General features: G+C 35.5%; 17 protein-coding genes. 5 read left to right on the top strand and 12 right to left on the bottom strand.

Annotated features, from left to right (window positions below; all coding sequences use genetic code 11):
• Positions 1-8 precede the first annotated feature (8 nt).
• From ribB to SJY30_RS06295, 11 genes are all read right to left on the bottom strand, one after another.
• On the bottom strand, positions 9-1145 hold the full coding sequence (ribB, locus tag SJY30_RS06345) for a 3,4-dihydroxy-2-butanone-4-phosphate synthase (protein ID WP_396634735.1): 1137 nt from the start codon (positions 1143-1145) through the stop codon (positions 9-11).
• Positions 1146-1147: 2 nt separating this feature from the next.
• The gene (locus SJY30_RS06340) at positions 1148-2587 is read right to left on the bottom strand and encodes an LptF/LptG family permease (protein WP_396634734.1); all 1440 of its coding nucleotides are present in this window, start codon (positions 2585-2587) and stop codon (positions 1148-1150) included.
• A 74-nt stretch (positions 2588-2661) separates the two neighbouring features.
• Positions 2662-3306, bottom strand: a complete 645-nt coding sequence (locus tag SJY30_RS06335; RefSeq protein ID WP_396634733.1) for an outer membrane lipoprotein carrier protein LolA — start codon at positions 3304-3306, stop codon at positions 2662-2664.
• Between the two features lie 11 nt (positions 3307-3317).
• Positions 3318-5711, bottom strand: a complete 2394-nt coding sequence (locus SJY30_RS06330) for a DNA translocase FtsK 4TM domain-containing protein (protein WP_396634732.1) — start codon at positions 5709-5711, stop codon at positions 3318-3320.
• 64 nt (positions 5712-5775) lie between these two features.
• The gene (locus SJY30_RS06325) at positions 5776-6141 is read right to left on the bottom strand and encodes a diacylglycerol kinase family protein (RefSeq protein ID WP_036153836.1); all 366 of its coding nucleotides are present in this window, start codon (positions 6139-6141) and stop codon (positions 5776-5778) included.
• Positions 6142-6159: 18 nt separating this feature from the next.
• Positions 6160-6663 (bottom strand): thiol peroxidase, encoded by a 504-nt coding sequence (gene tpx / locus SJY30_RS06320; RefSeq protein ID WP_133673810.1) that lies wholly within the window; start codon positions 6661-6663, stop codon positions 6160-6162.
• Between the two features lie 122 nt (positions 6664-6785).
• Positions 6786-7043 (bottom strand): DUF6952 family protein, encoded by a 258-nt coding sequence (locus tag SJY30_RS06315; RefSeq protein ID WP_396634731.1) that lies wholly within the window; start codon positions 7041-7043, stop codon positions 6786-6788.
• Positions 7024-7338, bottom strand: coding sequence for a thioredoxin family protein (locus SJY30_RS06310; protein ID WP_073246691.1), 315 nt, complete (start codon positions 7336-7338; stop codon positions 7024-7026). Before SJY30_RS06310 ends, SJY30_RS06315 begins: the two co-directional genes overlap by 20 nt.
• Before the next feature lie 72 nt (positions 7339-7410).
• Positions 7411-8055: a peroxiredoxin gene (locus SJY30_RS06305; RefSeq protein WP_036153844.1), complete on the bottom strand. Its 645-nt coding sequence runs from the start codon at positions 8053-8055 to the stop codon at positions 7411-7413.
• Positions 8056-8279: 224 nt separating this feature from the next.
• Complete coding sequence (gene nhaC, locus SJY30_RS06300) at positions 8280-9758, bottom strand: Na+/H+ antiporter NhaC (RefSeq protein ID WP_396634730.1); 1479 nt, start codon at positions 9756-9758, stop codon at positions 8280-8282.
• A 75-nt stretch (positions 9759-9833) separates the two neighbouring features.
• Positions 9834-11054 carry an aminotransferase class I/II-fold pyridoxal phosphate-dependent enzyme gene (locus SJY30_RS06295; RefSeq protein WP_396634729.1) on the bottom strand — a complete coding sequence of 407 codons (1221 nt, stop codon included), beginning with the start codon at positions 11052-11054 and terminating at the stop codon, positions 9834-9836.
• A gap of 150 nt (positions 11055-11204) precedes the next feature.
• Between SJY30_RS06295 and SJY30_RS06290 the strand changes: the two genes are divergently transcribed.
• Complete coding sequence (locus tag SJY30_RS06290) at positions 11205-11663, top strand: Lrp/AsnC family transcriptional regulator (protein WP_396634728.1); 459 nt, start codon at positions 11205-11207, stop codon at positions 11661-11663.
• A gap of 201 nt (positions 11664-11864) precedes the next feature.
• Positions 11865-13271 (top strand): dihydrolipoyl dehydrogenase, encoded by a 1407-nt coding sequence (gene lpdA / locus SJY30_RS06285; RefSeq protein WP_396634727.1) that lies wholly within the window; start codon positions 11865-11867, stop codon positions 13269-13271.
• A gap of 85 nt (positions 13272-13356) precedes the next feature.
• Here lpdA and SJY30_RS06280 read toward each other — a convergent pair whose 3' ends face one another.
• A complete protein-coding gene (locus SJY30_RS06280; protein ID WP_396634726.1) occupies positions 13357-14541 on the bottom strand; it encodes a heparan-alpha-glucosaminide N-acetyltransferase domain-containing protein in 1185 nt (394 codons plus the stop codon).
• A 128-nt stretch (positions 14542-14669) separates the two neighbouring features.
• On the opposite strand from SJY30_RS06280, the gene SJY30_RS06275 reads away from it, so the two are divergent.
• The 3 genes from SJY30_RS06275 to SJY30_RS06265 all read left to right on the top strand — a co-directional run bounded on the left by SJY30_RS06275 (position 14670) and on the right by SJY30_RS06265 (position 18553).
• Positions 14670-15206 (top strand): NADPH-dependent FMN reductase, encoded by a 537-nt coding sequence (locus SJY30_RS06275; RefSeq protein WP_396634725.1) that lies wholly within the window; start codon positions 14670-14672, stop codon positions 15204-15206.
• A gap of 76 nt (positions 15207-15282) precedes the next feature.
• Positions 15283-16596, top strand: a complete 1314-nt coding sequence (gene tilS / locus SJY30_RS06270; RefSeq protein ID WP_396634724.1) for a tRNA lysidine(34) synthetase TilS — start codon at positions 15283-15285, stop codon at positions 16594-16596.
• The gene (locus SJY30_RS06265) at positions 16589-18553 is read left to right on the top strand and encodes a cytochrome c biogenesis protein CcdA (protein ID WP_396634723.1); all 1965 of its coding nucleotides are present in this window, start codon (positions 16589-16591) and stop codon (positions 18551-18553) included. Before tilS ends, SJY30_RS06265 begins: the two co-directional genes overlap by 8 nt.
• Positions 18554-18629: the final 76 nt, after the last annotated feature.

Below are 18629 nucleotides of genomic sequence, written 5' to 3'. Positions count from 1 at the left end.
AAGTTTAATTAGTAAGATACGTACTCAATAATCTCTAATCCGTAACCTACAATACCTACGCGTTTTGCTTGGGTGCTGTTGGTCATTAATTTCATTTTATGAATACCTAAATCATGAAGTATTTGAGCTCCGATTCCGAAGTCACGATTATCCATTTCAATCTTAGGTGCTTTGTGAACGCCTTGTTTTTGCAATTCTTTCAACTCTTTTAATCTTGAAAGTAAATTAAGGGATTCTGAATCTTGATTAATGAATACTATGGCTCCTTTGCCTTCTTCGTTAATCTTGTTGAACATATCCTCTAACTTTTCGTCCGGGTTATGAGTAAGCGTCCCTAAAATATCATTATTGATAAGGGTAGAGTTGATTCTGGTTAAGATTTTTTCATCCGAAGACCATGAACCTTTTGTTAGTGCAATATGAATATGATTATTTGTAGTTTGCTTGTAGGCTCGTAACCTAAATTCGCCAAAACGAGTGGTAATATCGAAATCAACTTCTTTGTCTATCAAACTATCATGTTCCATTCTATAGGCAACAAGAGATTCAATAGATACAATTTTAAGATCGAATTTTTTAGCAACTTTCACCAATTGCGGTAGGCGAGCCATTGTTCCGTCCTCGTTCATGATCTCTACGATGATACCCGCAGGTTGTAATCCTGCTAATCGTGCAAAATCAATGGCAGCTTCTGTATGACCTGTTCTACGTAATACTCCACCTTCCTTAGCTACTAACGGAAAAATGTGTCCTGGTCTTGCCAAATCATGTGGTTTGGTATCGCTCTCAGTTAGTGCTATAACGGTTTTAGATCTGTCACCGGCAGAAATACCTGTGGTAACTCCTTTTCCTCTTAAATCTACAGATACGGTAAATGCAGTTTCCAAAGGATCGGTATTGGTGCTGACCATCATATGCAATCCCAGATCTTTGCAACGACCTTCTGTCAAAGGAGCGCAGATTAGACCTCTGCCGTGTGTAGCCATAAAATTGACCGTTTCTGGTGTAGCTAGTTCTGCCGCAGCCAAAAAATCCCCTTCATTTTCGCGGTTTTCATCATCAACAACGATAATTACTTTACCGGCGCGAATATCTTCAATCGCTTCTTCTATAGTGTTCAATTGTATGGTACTAATATCTGTCATGGTTATGAATCAGCTTTATCTTTTTTCTTAAATAATTTTTTGAAGAAATCGGCTATAAACCCGAAATCCATCATTCCTTTGTCTTCCGTTGCTCTTTTGGTCAAAACAACTCCTAAAGGCAACATGATCAACGTTGATAGCCAGGCGCCCAACATTGGGTGTATATTTCCTTCTTTAGCATAGTTTCCTGCGAATACACCAATGAAGTAATAGATTAAAAATAATACTATGGCGATAACCATAGGTAAGCCTAAACCACCTTTTCTAATAATAGCACCTAATGGGGCGCCAACGAAGAAAAGAATGATACAGGAGAATGCCAACGCGTATTTGTTGTGAAGCGAAAGAATATGCATGTTGTAGATTTTGTATCGCTTTTGCATTTCTTCTTTTTTACCGCTAACGGTACCTAGAATACTAGAGGTAGCGTTTTTGGCACTGCTTAAAATTTGTATTTGTTGCCAGTCTGGAAATTGCACCAGAAAATTGTCATTGATAGAATCTTGTAGAGCAACATTTTTTTTGGCTAAAATCGCCTTGGCAGCAATTATAGAGTCCTTTTTTAGGATTAATTTCGTTTTATTCGTGTCTTTAGCTTTGGCGATTAAAGGGGCGAACATTCCCGTTCTGCCTTCAATATTTTTAGAAAAAGCACGAACAATACGGTAATTGTCACCTCTTAATGAGTCGATATCTTTGCTTAGTCGAGATATGTTCTTCATTTTGTCTGTACTGATATCTCTTTCTTCCTCTAGTTCTTCGTTATTGATTTCGGGAATGGCAATGTTCATGGTGTAAGTATCAAAATCAGCGCGAGCAAAAGGAAATTTCATTTTTTTGTCATTGCTCTTCGTTTCAACATCTTGATACATGTGCCCGTCTTGCAATACTAATTGTATTACGTCTGAATCTTCACTACTTATCAATTCCCCTTTATAGGATTTTATCACCCTTGTATTTACATTATTGGCAGATTTGGTATGGATAATGACATTTTTTAAAAAGCGGTCATTTTCGCCATATTTTTCATCTACTTTGATATTCATTCCTTCAAAATCACTAAATACCCCTTCAGATACTACTGCGGCTGGTTTTACCTTAGCAATATTTCTACGTAGGTTGTATATTTTTCGTTGTGATAAAGGAATTATATTATTGGCGAAAAAGAAGGTGACTCCGCCTAAAATGGTAACGAATATGATTAAACTTAGCATAGATCGTTGCAGGGAAATGCCTGATGCTTTCATAGCAGCGAATTCATAATTCTCTGCTATAGATCCAAAGGTTAAAATTGAAGATAAAAGTACGGTTAGGGGTAGTACTTTTTCAGTAAGATCTGGCATTAGGTAGAACAGGAACTTACCAATGATAACGATATCTAAGCCTTTACCGGCTAAATCATCGATAAAAAGCCAAATCGTTTGAAATATGAAGATGAACATCAATATTACAAACGAACTGACAAAATTAAAGACGAACCTTGATAGGATATATCGGTCTAGTATTCTCAATAGTTCTAATTTCTTAGAATGAAATAACCTTCATCCTTATATTTAGCTTCATCAAAAGTAAATAAGGTTTTGGACAAAGTTTGATCTGTTTTAAAAGAATTAACAGTGATCGTCGTTTTTGTGCCGTTCTTACCTGTTTCAATTAAGTTGTAAATGTGCTTAGTACCCATATCAATACCTAATAATCTAGATTTTATTTCCGTATCAGAATCAATAGGTGTCAATTTTACATATTGTATTTTTCTTCCTTGAATATTCTGTAGTATATCCCAAGCATAATTATGTCCTTCCTGATAGAAAGTTAACATTTTTGAAGGCGTCATCGCATTTTCGTCTTCAGATTGGTCTTCAATTGTCACTTCTTCATTTTCTGGAACAATCGTGTACACTTTGTTTCCATCGAATATTTGTTTTGATCCTAGGTAATTGAACATGTATTTATTACCAGCAAGGGTTACATCACCTCTTGTTTCTTGATTTATACCAGCATCTGCGTTCTTTAAATCAAATTTGAAATCTACAAAGATGTTGTCATAACTTTGTACTTTGTTATAAACTTCATCAAGTAGGGCTTTTGCTTTATCAGAACTTTGCGCATTTGCAATGGTTACTGTAAACATAATCGTCAATACAAAAATAATTTTCTTCATCTTTTTTAATATTATTCGTTATCCAATATTTGTTGAAGGGCAACCATATCTGCCACATATACTTGTCTGGCCTTACTGCCTTCAAACGGACCTACAATTCCTGCTGCTTCTAATTGATCGATAATTCTACCGGCTCTATTGTAGCCTAATTTCAATTTACGTTGAATTAACGAGGCTGAACCTTGTTGTGCAATTACGATAACCTCTGCGGCTTCACGGAACTTTGAATCCCTTTCAGACACGTTATTATCAAGACTCGTGCCAGAATCCTCGCCAACATACTCTGGTAGTTCGTGCGCTTCTGGATAAGCTCTCTGACCACCAATGAATTCAGTAATTTTAGCAACCTCAGGAGTATCCACAAAAGCACATTGAATACGGGTGACATCATTACCTTGTGTAAATAACATATCTCCTCTACCAATTAATTGATCAGCACCTGCAGTATCTAAAATGGTTCTTGAATCTATTTTAGAAGTTACCCTAAATGCTAACCTTGCAGGGAAGTTGGCTTTAATAATACCGGTAATAACATTTACAGATGGTCTTTGCGTTGCAATAATCAAATGTATACCAATTGCCCTTGCTAACTGGGCAAGTCTTGCAACGGGTGTTTCTACTTCTTTACCGGCTGTCATGATCAAATCGGCAAACTCATCAATTACCAATACAATGTATGGTAAGAATTTGTGTCCGTCATTCGGATTCAGTTTTCTAGCCTTAAACTTGGTATTGTATTCCTTTAAGTTACGTACCATTGCCAATTTTAGCAACTCGTACCTGTTGTCCATTTCAATACAAAGGGAATTCAAAGTATGGATTACTTTGGTGTTATCTGTAATAATGGCTTCTTCTGAATCTGGAAGCTTAGCCAAGAAATGGCGTTCTATTTTATTGTAAAGCGTAAGTTCAACTTTCTTAGGGTCTACTAATATGAATTTTACCTCTGCTGGATGTTTTTTGTATAGTAATGAAGTTAAAACAGCATTTAAACCTACCGATTTACCTTGACCGGTAGCACCTGCCATCAACATGTGAGGCATTTTTGCTAAATCGACCACAAAGGTTTCGTTGCTAATAGTCTTACCAAACGCAATGGGTAATTCCATTTCGGCTTTCTGAAACTTACTAGAAGCAATTACGGAACGCATAGAAACTATCGATGAATTCTTGTTAGGTACTTCAATACCAATAGTTCCTTTACCAGGAATAGGAGCGATGATACGTATGCCTAAAGCTGCTAGCGATAAAGCAATATCATCTTCAAGGTTTTTAATTTTTGAGATACGAACACCAGCTTCCGGTACTATTTCATATAGGGTAACAGTAGGGCCAATGGTAGCCTTGATCTGTGCAATTCCAATTTTATAATTTTTTAGAGTTTCTACAATTCTATTTTTGTTCTCCTCTAATTCTTCTTGATTAATAGTGATACCACCAGTTGTACCGTGTTGGTCTAACAGATCAATATGTGGGAATTTGTAGTTGCCTAGTTCTAATGTTGGGTCAAATTCACCAAAATCATCTACTAATTTGTTCGCTAGAACATCAACTTCTTCGGGCTCTTCAATAACCGATTCAACCTCCATGGCTAAAGATTCCTCTGGCTCAGGTTCAGGAACGGTTACTTCAAAATCTTTTATTTCTTCTTTCTTAGTCTCTTTCTCTTTTTCTAAATGAGGAATTTCTGCTTTGTGTGTATAAGTGTCCACAATTACGGGAGCCTCTTCTTCTAAAGAGGTGGCGAGCATATCATCTTGCTCTTTTTTCTTATTTGCCTTACGTTCTTGGTTGGCTTTGAATTCTGTTGATATAGCTTCTTTTCTAGATTTAAAGAATGATGAAATACCCTCAGGGGTTACATTGAATAACCTAACAAGAATAAATATGAGTCCGAAAATCAATAATAGTAGTACACCTATTTTCCCAGCGTAATCCTGTAGAAAATCGTTCATTTCAAAACCTATCAACCCTCCTAATAGGGGGCTAGTGGTTGCAAAGAAACCTAGGGCAATAGAAATCCAGATTACGAATAATAATCCCCAAATCCATTTTTTGAACAATGCCTTTAAAGACAGTCCTAAAAAAAGATGTATACCCGTAATACATACTAGGAAAGGGAAAATTAGAGAAGCTACACCAAAGCCCTTATACATGAAAAAGTGACTAATACTTGCTCCAAATTTATTTAGTAAGTTTTTTGCAAGCTCATTACGGTCTTTAAACTCTGTCAATAGACTTTGATCGTCTTGCCAGTTAAAATAGAATGAGATAAATGAAAAGAACAACGCAATACTAAAAAGCATCAATAAACTACCCAAAATGATTTTATTCTGTTTGGATAATTTAAACGGTGCTCGTTTTTTAGTAGGTTTCGGCTTTGATTTAGTTGCCTTTTTTGCCATTAAAACTTAATTCTGATGCTAAATTACAAATTTACGATGAGCTACGAAGAACTTACGGATTATGCTATAATACCTTGGGGAGGTAAATGATAAGACCAATAATAGTGGATGCTATAGAAACCAACATAACGGCACCTGCTGAAATATCCTTTATAAATCCGATTTTGACATCGAATTCTGGCTGAATATAGTCTGCAATTTTTTCTACCGCCGTATTCATTCCCTCAATTCCTAAAACAATTGCGATAGCAAATATTTGAAGAATCCATTCGGTATTAGAGATATCAAAGTAGAAACCTGCAGCAGTCATTACTATGGCAATGAAAACTTGAATTTTTATACTTGCTTCGGTGCGTATTAAAAGGAAGGCACCTTTTAGGGCAAAGCCAACACTTTTAATACGATTTACCAAAAAGGATTCTTTGGGCATGAGTGTCCTTTGTTTTTTTTAGTTCATTAACGCCTCTAAAGCTGCTTTGTAGTTAGGCTCTTCTGTAGTCTCTGCAACTTGTTCGGTATACAATACGTTTCCTTTTTCATCAACTACCACAACTGCTCTTGAAAGTAATGGAGCTAAAGGGCCATCTGAAAATGCAACATTATACCCTTTTCCAAAATTGCCATCTTTAAAATCTGAAAGCATTTCAACATTTTCAATGCCTTCTGCACCACAAAATCTAGCTTGTGCAAATGGTAGATCTTTAGAAATACATAGTACTATTGTATTATCTAATTCAGCAGCCTCTTGGTTGAATTGACGTACAGATTGTGCGCAAGTGCCGGTATCAACACTTGGAAATATATTTAATACTACTCTAGAACCTTCATAATCTGAAAGTTTTACGGTAGATAAGTCATTCTTAGTTAATTGAAATTCTGGAGCTTTTCCGCCATTTGCAGGTAAAGTTCCTAATGTGTGTATTTCGTTTCCTTTTAATGTAACCGAAGCCATAACTTTTGTGTTTTTATAATTGAGATTGTGAAATTATAAAATATAAAGTGGAAACGAGCGGGAATACGATAAAAAAAAAGTCCTTTCGTTTATGAAAGGACTTTATATATTTTATATCACTATTATTTGTCTATGGAGCCTAATACGCGTTTCATAAACTGATTCATAGCATCTTTTTTTGGTGTACCTTGTTCTATGCTGTTCGCAACTTCAATGGCACCGTACATATTAGAAATAAGTTCGCCTATTACATCTAGTTCTTCATCTTTTAGTGAAGGTAACTCTGTAAGTGCTTCTAAAGTCTCAATGGTCTCTAGAACAAAATCGCTATCTTTTTCTTCAATGAACTCTGTCAGTAGTTTAATTATGGGTAATCTCACTGATCAAATCTTTTAATAGGTCATACTTATTAGTCTGTACCTGATTTTTAATTTTTCCTTTTTCGAAAGAAGCGAAGGTTGGTAAGTTACTAACGTCTGCCAGTTTTCTAGATTCAGGGAATTTCTCTGCATCTGCCAATACAAATGTAATATTCTCGTTTTGTGAAGCTTCTTTTTTGAATTTAGGCTTCATGATCCTACAGTTACCACACCATGTTGCAGAATATTGAACTACAACGTTTGGATTGTTATCTATAATTTCCTGTAAATTATCTTGTTCTAATTCTAATAGCATAATTGCGTTATTTAAAGATTAATAAAATGAAGATGAAATCTATTGACCTCATCTTCATTACAGTTTTTCTACTTAGTTAGCGTGTGCAGAAAGGTAGCTAGCAACACCGTCTCTATTCGCAGACATTGCTTCTTTACCTTCTTCCCAGTTTGCAGGGCAAACTTCACCTTTTTCTTGAACATGGGTTAGAGCGTCTACTAAACGTAAGTACTCACCAACGTTTCTACCTAATGGCATGTTGTTGATACTTTCGTGTTGTACAACACCTTCCTCGTCAATAATATATGTAGCTCTGTAAGTAACGTTATCACCTTCAACTTGAACAGTTTCAGTTTCTTCATCGTACACTTCGTTTTGGATATCTAAAATACCTAAAACGCTAGATAAATTACGGTTACTATCTGCCAATATTGGGTAAGTAACACCTTCAATACCACCGTTGTCCTTATCTGTACTTAACCATGCAAAGTGTACTTCTGGAGTATCACAAGATGCACCGATTACTATAGTGTTTCTTTTTTCGAACTCACCGATAGCCGCTTGAAAAGCGTGAAGCTCTGTTGGGCATACAAAAGTGAAATCTTTTGGGTACCAGAAAAGAACTACTTTTTTATTGTTTTTTTGAGCTTCTTCTAAAACATTAAGTTTAAAAGTATCGCCCATGTCGTTCATTGCGTTAACGCTAATATTTGGGAATTTCTTTCCTACAAATGCCATAATATGTTTTCGTTTTATAATTTATTGAAACACAAAATTAACACTTGAAAGAAGGATTACAGACTTTCTAAATTAGAATTTTCAATGCTAGAATAACTATTTTGAATAGCTAAAGAAATAGTATTGTTTTGGTAAGAATCGCATAATTTTTGAACCTTAAAATTATCAAATTGATAGAGGAATATCATCTAACGTGTTAATAAAGTAAAAAGGGGAATTTGATTTTATTTTGAAGCTAGCCTTTTGATCTTGATATTTAATCCGGCGAATATGAATGTCATGATCGGACTTAGCCAATTGAAGATCGCGTAAACGAAATATTCAGCTACACCAACTCCTAAAACGCCACTATGATAGGCTCCACAGGTATTGTAAGGTATTAATACAGATGTTACCGTACCGGTGTCTTCTAGTGTTCTACTTAAATTTTCAGGGGCTAAACCTCTATCTTTAAATGCTTTTGAGAACATTTTGCCCGGTACAACAATTGCAAGGTATTGATCAGAAGCGGTACCGTTTAAAACGATACAACTTATCCCGGTACTAAAAAATAAACCAAATGTGGATTTAGCCATTTTTAGCAGTGATTTTGTAATTCTGGACAATGCACCTATTCCATCCATTATTCCGCCAAAAAACATAGCGCAAATAATTAACCAAATGGTACCTAACATACCTGTCATTCCTTTTGAAGAAAATAAATCGCTTAAGGCTTTGTTTTCGGTCGGGACTTCGGTGCTTACGGTTATAGCTTTAAGAATACCTTGGTAACCTGATTGAAAGGTAATCTCTGATGCTCCCGTAATACCGGCAACAACCTCTGGTTGAAAAATCAAAGCAAAAATGGCGGCTAATAATGTACCTACTAATAAAGCAGCTAATGGAGGTGTTTTTTTAACAATTAGGCCTATAACTGCTATAGGTACAAGAAACAACCATCCGTTAATATCGAAAGAAGCGTCTATGGATGCCAAAATAGCATCAACATCAGCTTCTCCATTGGTATCTAAACTAAAGCCTATAATCAAGAATACGATTAAGGTGACCGTTATTGTTGGTACGGTTGTCCACAACATATATTTAATATGAGAGAAAAGTTCTCCGCCGGCCATGGCAGGTGCTAGGTTTGTGGTATCACTCAAAGGAGATAGTTTGTCACCAAAATATGCGCCAGATAAAACTGCACCAGCGGTCATTCCCAAAGAAATACCCAATGCTTCGCCAATACCTATTAAAGCTATACCTACGGTAGCGGATGTTGTCCAGCTACTACCTGTTGCTACCGAAATGATAGCGCATATAATCACACATGCAGCTAAGAATATGGTAGGGTTTAGAATTTGTAGGCCATAATAGATCATTGCGGGAATGATACCACTTACAAGCCAAGTACCTGCCAAAGCACCCACCATTAAAAGTATAAGGAGGGCACCTGTGGTAGACCTGATATTTTCCTCAACCTCAGCAATCATTTGTTTGTATGAAACTTTATTCATAAAACCAACAATTGCCGCTACTGCACCACCTAATAAAAGAATGAATTGATTGGAACCACTTAAAGCATCATCACCAAAAACATAAACATTGTATGCCAACATAGCAACCAGGGCTATAACGGGAATTAAAGCGGCGAAAATGCTTAATTCTTTATTGTCAACGATATGCTCGTTTTCCCTGTGTTCATTGGTATTTTGGTCTGACATTAAGAGTGAGTTTGGTTTCTACGTAATATTACGATTTCTGTTACGGATGTGCAAACCCATTTTATATTTGAAAGGTTAGGCTTTTATGCTTTTGAAATCCAGTATATTAAGGTCTTCAATGCATTTTTTCATTAACATATAGGTTCTTTGAATATCATCGTCTAAACCTATAGAAAATCTAATTAATCCGTTACCTAGTCCCATTTCTTCTTGTTCCTCAAGCGGAATTTCAGAAGATGTTGAGCTTCCAGGTGCGCTGAATAATGTTTTGTAAAAGCCAAGGCTAACCGCTAAATAACCTAATTTTCTTTCTTGCATTAATTCCATTAGTGCGTTGGCATTCTCTAAACTGCCTACATCCATAGTAATTAATCCTCCATATCCGTATTCCGGATTCATTTGATCTTCCATGATCAAATGTCCTGGGTGAGAAGGTAGTCCCGGGTAAACTACGCGTAAGCCGTCTTTTTCAAAATTCTCGGCTAAGTACTGAGCGTTCTCACTATGTTTTTTCATGCGAATATGTAACGTGCGCATATTTTTTAGAATAGATGCTGCTCGCATGCTATCCAGAGTGCTTCCTAATAACATTCCCGCGCCATTGTTTACATCTTTTAGGCTTAGGCAGAATTCCGTTGTCCCACAAACGACACCTGCAACGCAATCGCTAGTTCCGTTAATGAATTTTGTAAGACTATGAATAACGATGTCCGCTCCTAATTTTGCCGGTGAAACGGTTAATGGTGAAAATGTATTATCAACTACTAAAGGCAATTCATTTTTCTTTGCAATTCGAGATAGAGAAGAAATATCGGCAACCTCTAAAAGCGGATTACTTACACTTTCGCAATAAATCATTTTGGTGTTCGGTGTAATAGCTTCAGCTACTGTATTAAGATCTGTGATGTCTAGAAAAGTAGTTTTGATTCCAAATTTTATCAAGAAGTTTTTCATGAATGCATAGGTGCCGCCATAAATTGTTCTACTACTAATAATATGGTCGCCAGCATTACATAATTGTAAAATAACTGCTGTAATTGCTCCCATACCACTTGCGGTCACATTCGCACTTTTGGTACCTTCTAATGCAGCTAATGCCTCACCTAAATATAAATTGGAAGGTGATGAATGTCTGCTATACAAATAACAACCCTCGGTATTACCTTCAAATGTATCGAACATTGTTTTTGCCGATATAAAGGTATAGGTAGATGAATCTGATATAGAGGGATTTACTCCGCCATATTCTCCAAAATATTGTAAATCTTGTAAGTCGTTGCTGTTCTTGTGGCTCATGGGTTGTTGTTTTCGGTAAAAATACTTTTTGATAGTAAAATTGTCAATATGAAGTTGTTAATTCAGTTTTTTAAACTATAAATATTGATATTTTAGAATTTAATTCTATTATTTAGTAAATTTGGTGTAACTACTAGAATATCAATCATTATGAAGCTAGATAAAATAGATAAAAGCCTTTTAGAACTGTTACAGAAAGATAGTAAAAAGACGACCAAGGAATATGCTTTAAAGTTGGGTCTTTCTACTACTGCAATTTATGAGCGTATTAAAAGGTTAGAAAGAGTAGGTGCTATTAGAAGTTATGTGGCATTAGTGGACAAGGCTGTAGTAGATAGAAATTTCACGGTATTCTGTCATGTGAAATTGGTGCAGCATGTAAAGGATAATATTGCCCAATTTGAAGCGCAGGTAATGCGGTTGCAAGAAGTGGTTGAATGTCATCACTTAAGTGGTGACTATGATTACTTATTAAAAATACACGTTCAAGATATGGAAGCCTACCGAAACTTTATGGTCAACAAATTAACGACTATGAGTCATATTGGTAGTACTCAAAGTTCATTTACCATAAAAGAGGTGAAGCATTCAACAGCCATACCGCTTTGAAATTTTTTAACCTAAGGGAGAATCAGAACTATCGCCCTTTGCGAGACTATTTGGCTTTTTAATGCATATTTCCTTAGAAAAGTTAAAAAACTGCAATAAACTGTTATAAAAGCTAACATTTTCGCTTCTAAACAATATATTAAAATGAGTTCTAAAACTAAAAATAGTATTAATTTTGTAAGACATTAGAAAATAAAATTTATGGATCAATATGATGTAGCCATTATAGGCTCAGGACCTGGGGGATATGTGGCAGCTATACGTTGTGCGCAACTAGGAATGAAAACTGCAATAATTGAAAAATATTCCACTTTAGGTGGAACATGTTTAAATGTTGGGTGTATTCCTTCTAAGGCGATGTTAGATTCTTCTCATCATTATGAAGATGCCATTAAACATTTTGACGAACACGGTATAGAAATTCCTGGTGAGATAAAAGTGAACTTGGAAAAAATGATAGCACGTAAGCAGGGTGTTGTTGATCAAACCACCAAAGGTATTGAGTTCTTGATGGACAAGAATAAGATTACCGTTTATGAAGGTTTGGGTAGTTTTAAAGATGCAACCCATGTGTCAATTAAGAAAAACGATGGTAAGACCGAAGAGATAGAGGCTAAAAATATCATTATAGCAACTGGTTCTAAACCTTCAACTTTACCTTTCATAAAATTAGATAAGGAACGTATTATTACTTCTACTGAAGCTTTAGAGCTTAAAGAAGTACCAAAGCATATGATTGTTATTGGTGGCGGTGTAATTGGTCTTGAACTAGGTCAAGTTTACAAAAGACTTGGTGCGGATGTTACTGTTGTTGAGTTTATGGATCGCATAATTCCAGGAATGGATGCTGCACTTTCCAAAGAGCTTACTAAGGTGTTGAAAAAACAAAAAGTAAAATTTGCGTTGTCTCATAAAGTAAAATCCGTTGAAAGAAAAGGTGATCAGGTTATTGTAAAGGCTGATAACAAAAAGGGTGAAGAAGTAGTTTTTGAAGGCGATTATTGTTTGGTTGCTGTTGGTAGAAAACCATATACTGATGGTTTGAATGTTGATGCCGCTGGTGTTAAACTTGATGAAAGAGGTAAAGTTATAGTTGACGGGCATTTGAAAACAAACGTTGATAACATATATGCTATTGGTGATGTAATCAAAGGCGCTATGTTAGCTCACAAGGCAGAAGAAGAAGGTACGTTGGTTGCTGAAATATTAGCAGGTCAAAAACCACATATAGATTATAACTTAATACCTGGTGTAGTATATACCTGGCCAGAAGTTGCCGCTGTTGGTAAAACAGAAGCGGAACTTAAAGAAGCGGGTGTGGAATATAAGGTAGGTCAATTTCCTATGCGTGCATTAGGCCGTGCTAGAGCAAGTATGGATACTGACGGATTTGTAAAGATTCTTGCTGATAAGAAAACCGATGAAGTTTTAGGTGTACATATGGTAGGTGCACGTTGTGCAGATTTAATTGCCGAAGCGGTAACAGCGATGGAGTTTAGAGCTTCTGCCGAAGATATATCTAGAATGAGCCATGCTCACCCAACATATGCGGAAGCGGTTAAAGAAGCGGCGTTAGCTGCTACTGATGATCGTGCATTGCATGTATAATTAGATGAAATATAGTAATGAAAAAGGCAGCCAATTGGCTGCCTTTTTTCGTTTTATAATATGCTAAGAACTACATTTTCATAAGTTAGTTTTTAATCAACCCTAGCACGCGTAATACCTTTTCTGTAACTGTTCTTAATACTTCAAAAGCAATAATTGCAAATTGCTCTAAGTAAATTCTTGTAGTGGATAAAACTGCACGTACATTAGATTTAATTTCTACTTTATGGTCTTCATATTTTAAAGCCAAATAAGTGCTCGCAAACATAAAAAGTATTGCGCCTGGAAACACAAAGTACGGATTTAGGGAATGATGAAAGAATCTATATAAGCCTACGCCAGTAAAACTACCGTATAAAATAATGAAATGAATAATGTAAATAGAAAGGGTGCTTTGGCCTATTCTTAGCCAAGTAGCGTTCATTAAAAACTTTCTTAGTAATATAAATATGGAAAAAACAATAAGTACATCCCCTAAACGTATGAACAAGTAATTGTTGTTATTTATGGATTGAAACAATTCTATTCCCGTAAAATCATATACAGAAAGAAAGAAATCCGAAGAAAGAAATATCAAAGTTAGTCCCGTTACTACGTAAGCCGGTATAATGTAGTTGTAAAGATTTTTACTTTCTTGGTATTTAGAGAATATTACGGACATAAAACTACCTATCGTAGCATATCCTAACCAAGGAATAATGGTGAATACTGAGCCGTTAGCCTTGGTCAAATAATTGGCAAAGACTTGTGGTAAAAACTCGAAGCTTACTGTTTTGTATATCGGTTCAAAAACAAAAAGTAACAGCGTAGTAGAAGCTAGAATGGTTGGGAAAATCCATTTTTGTTTTGCATATGTCAGGATATAAAATCCGATGATGAATAGCAGTGAAAGCCCTATGCAGTGCAATACGTCAACTAAATAGAAAGAATCATAAATCTCGCCTTTGAACAAACCAAAAATGTTCATGCGTAAGAGGTATGCAATGACCAATAATTCAAATCCGCGCTTAATACCTTTCTTAACCCGTGGGTTAGACCAACCAGTTTGCTTAGATCTTATCAATAAGAAAGTGAATATGAATCCGGATACAGTAAAGAAAACCGGAGCGGTAATTCCTCTAAAATACTTCCAAGTGCTGAAAAGCATATTCGTATCGTTTCTAAAGGCATTGTCTAAAAGCCCATCTATAAAATGACCTTGTAACATCATTAGAATGGCCCATGCTCTTATGGCATCTAGAAAAAACAATCTTGAATTAGAGTTGCTCATTATCACAATTATATCCTATATACTTATAAAACAGTACGTTTGGATGTTTAAAGTCGCAAAATTAGATAAAATATTCTAAGGTTTACTGTAATTGAATTAAATTCGCAATCACACATAAAAATAGGTCTATGAGTTACATTTTGGCATTTGCAGGTAGCAATTGTTCAGTATCCATTAATTACAAATTGGTAAAGTATACTGCTAGTTTAATAAAGGGGCAAGAAGTAAAGTTGAGAGATATGTCTAAATATCCATTTCCTATGTATAGTCAAGATGTAGAAAATGAAAACGGATTCTCTAATTCTTTGGTTGAATTCAAGAATGAAATCACCAATGCAAAGGGGCTGATCATATCTGTGAACGAGCACAATAGTTATCCTTCAGCTTATTTTAAAAACACTTTGGACTGGTTATCGAGATTGGATTCTAAATTTCTTGCCGATAAAAAAATATTCTTAATGGCTACGTCCGGTGGGGGTAGAGGAGCAATAGGTGCACTTGAAGTTGCGGAAAAAATGCTTGCAAGATTTCAGGGTACGGTTGTAGAAACTTTCTCATTACCTAAGTACGGTGAAAACTTTGATGAAGAAAAAGGTATTACCAATGACGATCTGGCTAAGGTTTTTGCTACAAAACTAGACTCTTTTGTAAAGGCAATTTCATAAGTCTACATAACTAATGGCAAGTTAAATTATTCTTAGGCTTTCTATTTAAATTATAGGACTTCGTTACCTTTGTTTTGTGTTAAATGCATTCAAAAAACATATTGAAGATTCTTTTCCAGAATTGCTAGATTCTCATTTCATCATTGCATGCAGTGGTGGTCTTGATAGTTCTGTACTCGTAGAATTGTGCCATCTAATAAACTTGAGTTTTTCTATAGCGCATTGTAATTTTAATTTAAGAGGAAAAGCCAGTGATGGTGATGAAAATTTTGTGCGGCAGTATGCCAAAAAAATAGATAAACCCTTTTTTGTAACTCACTTTGATACGCTTGGTTATGTTAATCAGCACAAGGTCTCTGTGCAAATGGCAGCGCGCGAATTGCGCTATGCATGGTTTGATCAGTTGTTAAAAGAGCATAATAGTGCTTATCTGTTAACGGCACATCATGCCAATGATAATTTAGAAACTTTTATAATCAATTTATCCAGAGGTACTGGTATTGATGGCTTAACGGGCATTCCTGCTAAAATAAATGATATACGAAGGCCTTTGTTGCCTTTTACTAGGCAAGAACTTGAATCTTTTGCACAGGTGGAAAAAATGGAATGGCGTGAAGATGCCAGTAATGCCGATGCAAAATATTTACGTAACAAAATTAGACTAGAGATCATTCCGAAGTTGAATGAACTACATCCTACTTTTTCAGATAATTTTAAAAGTACCTTAGATTATTTAGGGCAAACCGATACTATTGCATCGGCATACCTTGAAAAACTTAAAGAAGAACTCTTTGTTGAAAAAGGCGAAAGGCAAGAAGTAAACATCTCAAAGTTGAAAGAATTAAAGCCTTTGTCTACCTATTTATTTGGTTTGTTCAGTTCTTACGGATTCAAGGAGATGGAAAATTTAGAGGCGTTGTTAGACGGACTTTCGGGTAAACAATTGGTATCTAGTTCTCATGTGCTGGTTAAAAATCGTGAGGTATTGATTTTGTCTGCTAAAGATGAAAGTAAATTAGATAGGCAGGAGTATATCATTACAGAAGAAGAAGTACCTTTGAACCTACCCGTGAATTTAAAATTTTCGGTCGTTTCTGAACGTTTTGATAATACGAATAGCGCGATTTTTGTTCAAAAGAATGCATTAATGTATCCTTTGACGGTAAGAAAATGGAAAACGGGCGACTATTTTTATCCGATAGGATTAAATCGGAAAAAGAAATTATCTAAGTTTTTTAAAGATGAGAAAGTAGACGTTTTGTCTAAAGAAAAAACTTGGTTGTTATGCTCGGGCGAGCAAATTGTTTGGGTAATTGGTATGCGTGCGGATCATCATTTTAGGGTTTCAGATAGCGCTCAAGAGATTTTAAAAATAGAATTACATGATTAGATTTTTTACTTTATTATTTTTTATAGTAATCTTTCCGTTCAACACTTTTGCGCAAACGGAAGATGAACCGGTGGTTTGGGAACAGCAGGTCAACAAAATTTCAGAATCGGAATATGAATTGGTAATGCAGGCTAAAATTTTAGATGGCTGGCATATGTACTCTCAATTTACTTCAGAATTTGGCTCTCTACCAAGTGAATTTACTTATAATGGAAATGGAACTATTTATGAATTAATAGATGGAACCACGGAAAGTGAAACAATAAAAGAATACAGTGAAATTTTTGAGGTTGAGGAAACTTATTTCAAAGAAAATGCAACATTTACGCAGCGAATTAAAATATTGGATCCGGCCATAAATCAGATAGATGTTGACTTGTTTTTTCAGGTATGTGAAGAGGTATGTATCCCTATGGATAAAAAATTCATCTTTACGTTAGATGGTTCAGCTGCTCAAGAAATTGTAACTACAGTAGACAATAGAAGCTTAGCTCTAGGGAAGGAGTTACGATTAGATTTAAAGAATAGGGAATTGCTAACTCAAGGACAAGATAGCATTGCAGAGACAACCAGTATCTGGGTTATTTTTGGCTTAGGTTTTCTTGGCGGATTAATAGCTTTGTTGACTCCGTGTGTTTTTCCAATGATACCTTTAACGGTTTCTTTTTTTACCAAGCATTCGCAGAAAAAATCTAAAGGAATAATTAATGCGCTGTTATATGGTTTCTTTATAATACTTATTTACTTTTTATTGAGTCTGCCTTTTCATTTGTTCGACTCGGTAGATTCTCAAATTCTAAATTCCATTGCTACCAATGTATGGTTGAATTTATTGTTCTTCGTAATCTTCATATTCTTTGCCTTTTCCTTTTTTGGGTACTATGAACTAACGTTACCAAGCTCATGGGCAAATAAAATGGATGACGCATCAACAAAAGTAGGTGGCGTCTTAGGAATCTTTTTCATGGCAGTTACCTTGGCAATTGTGTCTTTCTCTTGTACTGGTCCTATACTAGGAGGGTTGCTTGGGGGTACAACCTTGGCGGAAGGGGAAGTTGCGTCTAATCTTACTGCTGGTATGACGGGTTTTGGTGTAGCATTAGCATTGCCGTTTGCACTATTTGCTTTATTCCCTGCGTGGTTAAATTCACTTCCAAAATCTGGTGGATGGATGACCACGGTAAAAGTGGTATTAGGCTTTTTAGAAATAGGTTTGGCTTTAAAATTCTTATCTAATGCAGATTTAGTTGGGCATTGGGGGATACTAAAGCATGAGATTTTTTTAGGTATTTGGATAGTGCTGGGTATAGCAATGACTTTATACTTATTCGGGTTATATAAGTTTCCACATGATGGTCCGGTTAAAAAGTTATCGCTAAGTAGAAAGTTAGCAGCTTTTGTAAGTGCTGCATTTACTATTTACATGATTTTAGGGCTTACCAATATCACCAATTTAAAATTGTTAAGCGGATTTCCTCCTCCTGAATTTTACAGCATCTTTGAGCAAGAGAGCGATTGCCCGTTAGGTATTGATTGCTATAAAGATTTTGATGAAGGTTTAGCGTATGCAAAAGAAGTAAATAAACCTATTCTATTAGATTTTACAGGTTGGGCATGTGTAAACTGTAGAAAGATGGAAGAAAATGTATGGAGCGATTCAGAGGTTTTTCCGATCATAAAAGAAAACTATGTGCTTATATCATTGTATACTGATGATAGGGAAGAACTGGCAGAAGCTGAACAATTTAATTTTCAGTTTGATAGTGGTCGCGTAAAGGAAATTAATAACATTGCCCAAAAATGGGGTACTTTTCAAGATGTGAATTTTGGTTCTATTTCTCAGCCTTTTTATGTGTTACTTTCTCCAGATTTAAAAGTGTTGAACACATCTATTCAAAATACCGATATACCAACTTATAAAAACTGGTTGCTTGAAGGATTAAGAAATAATGACTAGTATGCAGTTTTTGTAGGATGTTCATTACTTGTCAATAAAAAGCAGAGCTACGAGGTGTTTAATGTAAAAAATAGTT

This window comes from Maribacter sp. R86514, assembly GCF_044597005.1.
Classification (GTDB): Bacteria; Bacteroidota; Bacteroidia; order Flavobacteriales; family Flavobacteriaceae; genus Maribacter.
Note: the sequence above shows the minus strand (reverse complement) of the source record. Positions and strands in the feature narration are given on the sequence as shown.

Coding starts and splice junctions, on each gene's coding strand:
- ribB (WP_396634735.1), bottom strand. CDS start 1,145: ATGACAGATATTAGTACCATACAATTGAACACTATAGAAGAAGCGATT.
- SJY30_RS06340 (WP_396634734.1), bottom strand. CDS start 2,587: ATGTTCATCTTCATATTTCAAACGATTTGGCTTTTTATCGATGATTTA.
- SJY30_RS06335 (WP_396634733.1), bottom strand. CDS start 3,306: ATGAAGAAAATTATTTTTGTATTGACGATTATGTTTACAGTAACCATT.
- SJY30_RS06330 (WP_396634732.1), bottom strand. CDS start 5,711: ATGGCAAAAAAGGCAACTAAATCAAAGCCGAAACCTACTAAAAAACGA.
- SJY30_RS06325 (WP_036153836.1), bottom strand. CDS start 6,141: ATGCCCAAAGAATCCTTTTTGGTAAATCGTATTAAAAGTGTTGGCTTT.
- tpx (WP_133673810.1), bottom strand. CDS start 6,663: ATGGCTTCGGTTACATTAAAAGGAAACGAAATACACACATTAGGAACT.
- SJY30_RS06310 (WP_073246691.1), bottom strand. CDS start 7,338: ATGCTATTAGAATTAGAACAAGATAATTTACAGGAAATTATAGATAAC.
- SJY30_RS06305 (WP_036153844.1), bottom strand. CDS start 8,055: ATGGCATTTGTAGGAAAGAAATTCCCAAATATTAGCGTTAACGCAATG.
- nhaC (WP_396634730.1), bottom strand. CDS start 9,758: ATGTCAGACCAAAATACCAATGAACACAGGGAAAACGAGCATATCGTT.
- SJY30_RS06295 (WP_396634729.1), bottom strand. CDS start 11,054: ATGAGCCACAAGAACAGCAACGACTTACAAGATTTACAATATTTTGGA.
- SJY30_RS06290 (WP_396634728.1), top strand. CDS start 11,205: ATGAAGCTAGATAAAATAGATAAAAGCCTTTTAGAACTGTTACAGAAA.
- lpdA (WP_396634727.1), top strand. CDS start 11,865: ATGGATCAATATGATGTAGCCATTATAGGCTCAGGACCTGGGGGATAT.
- SJY30_RS06280 (WP_396634726.1), bottom strand. CDS start 14,541: ATGAGCAACTCTAATTCAAGATTGTTTTTTCTAGATGCCATAAGAGCA.
- SJY30_RS06275 (WP_396634725.1), top strand. CDS start 14,670: ATGAGTTACATTTTGGCATTTGCAGGTAGCAATTGTTCAGTATCCATT.
- SJY30_RS06265 (WP_396634723.1), top strand. CDS start 16,589: ATGATTAGATTTTTTACTTTATTATTTTTTATAGTAATCTTTCCGTTC.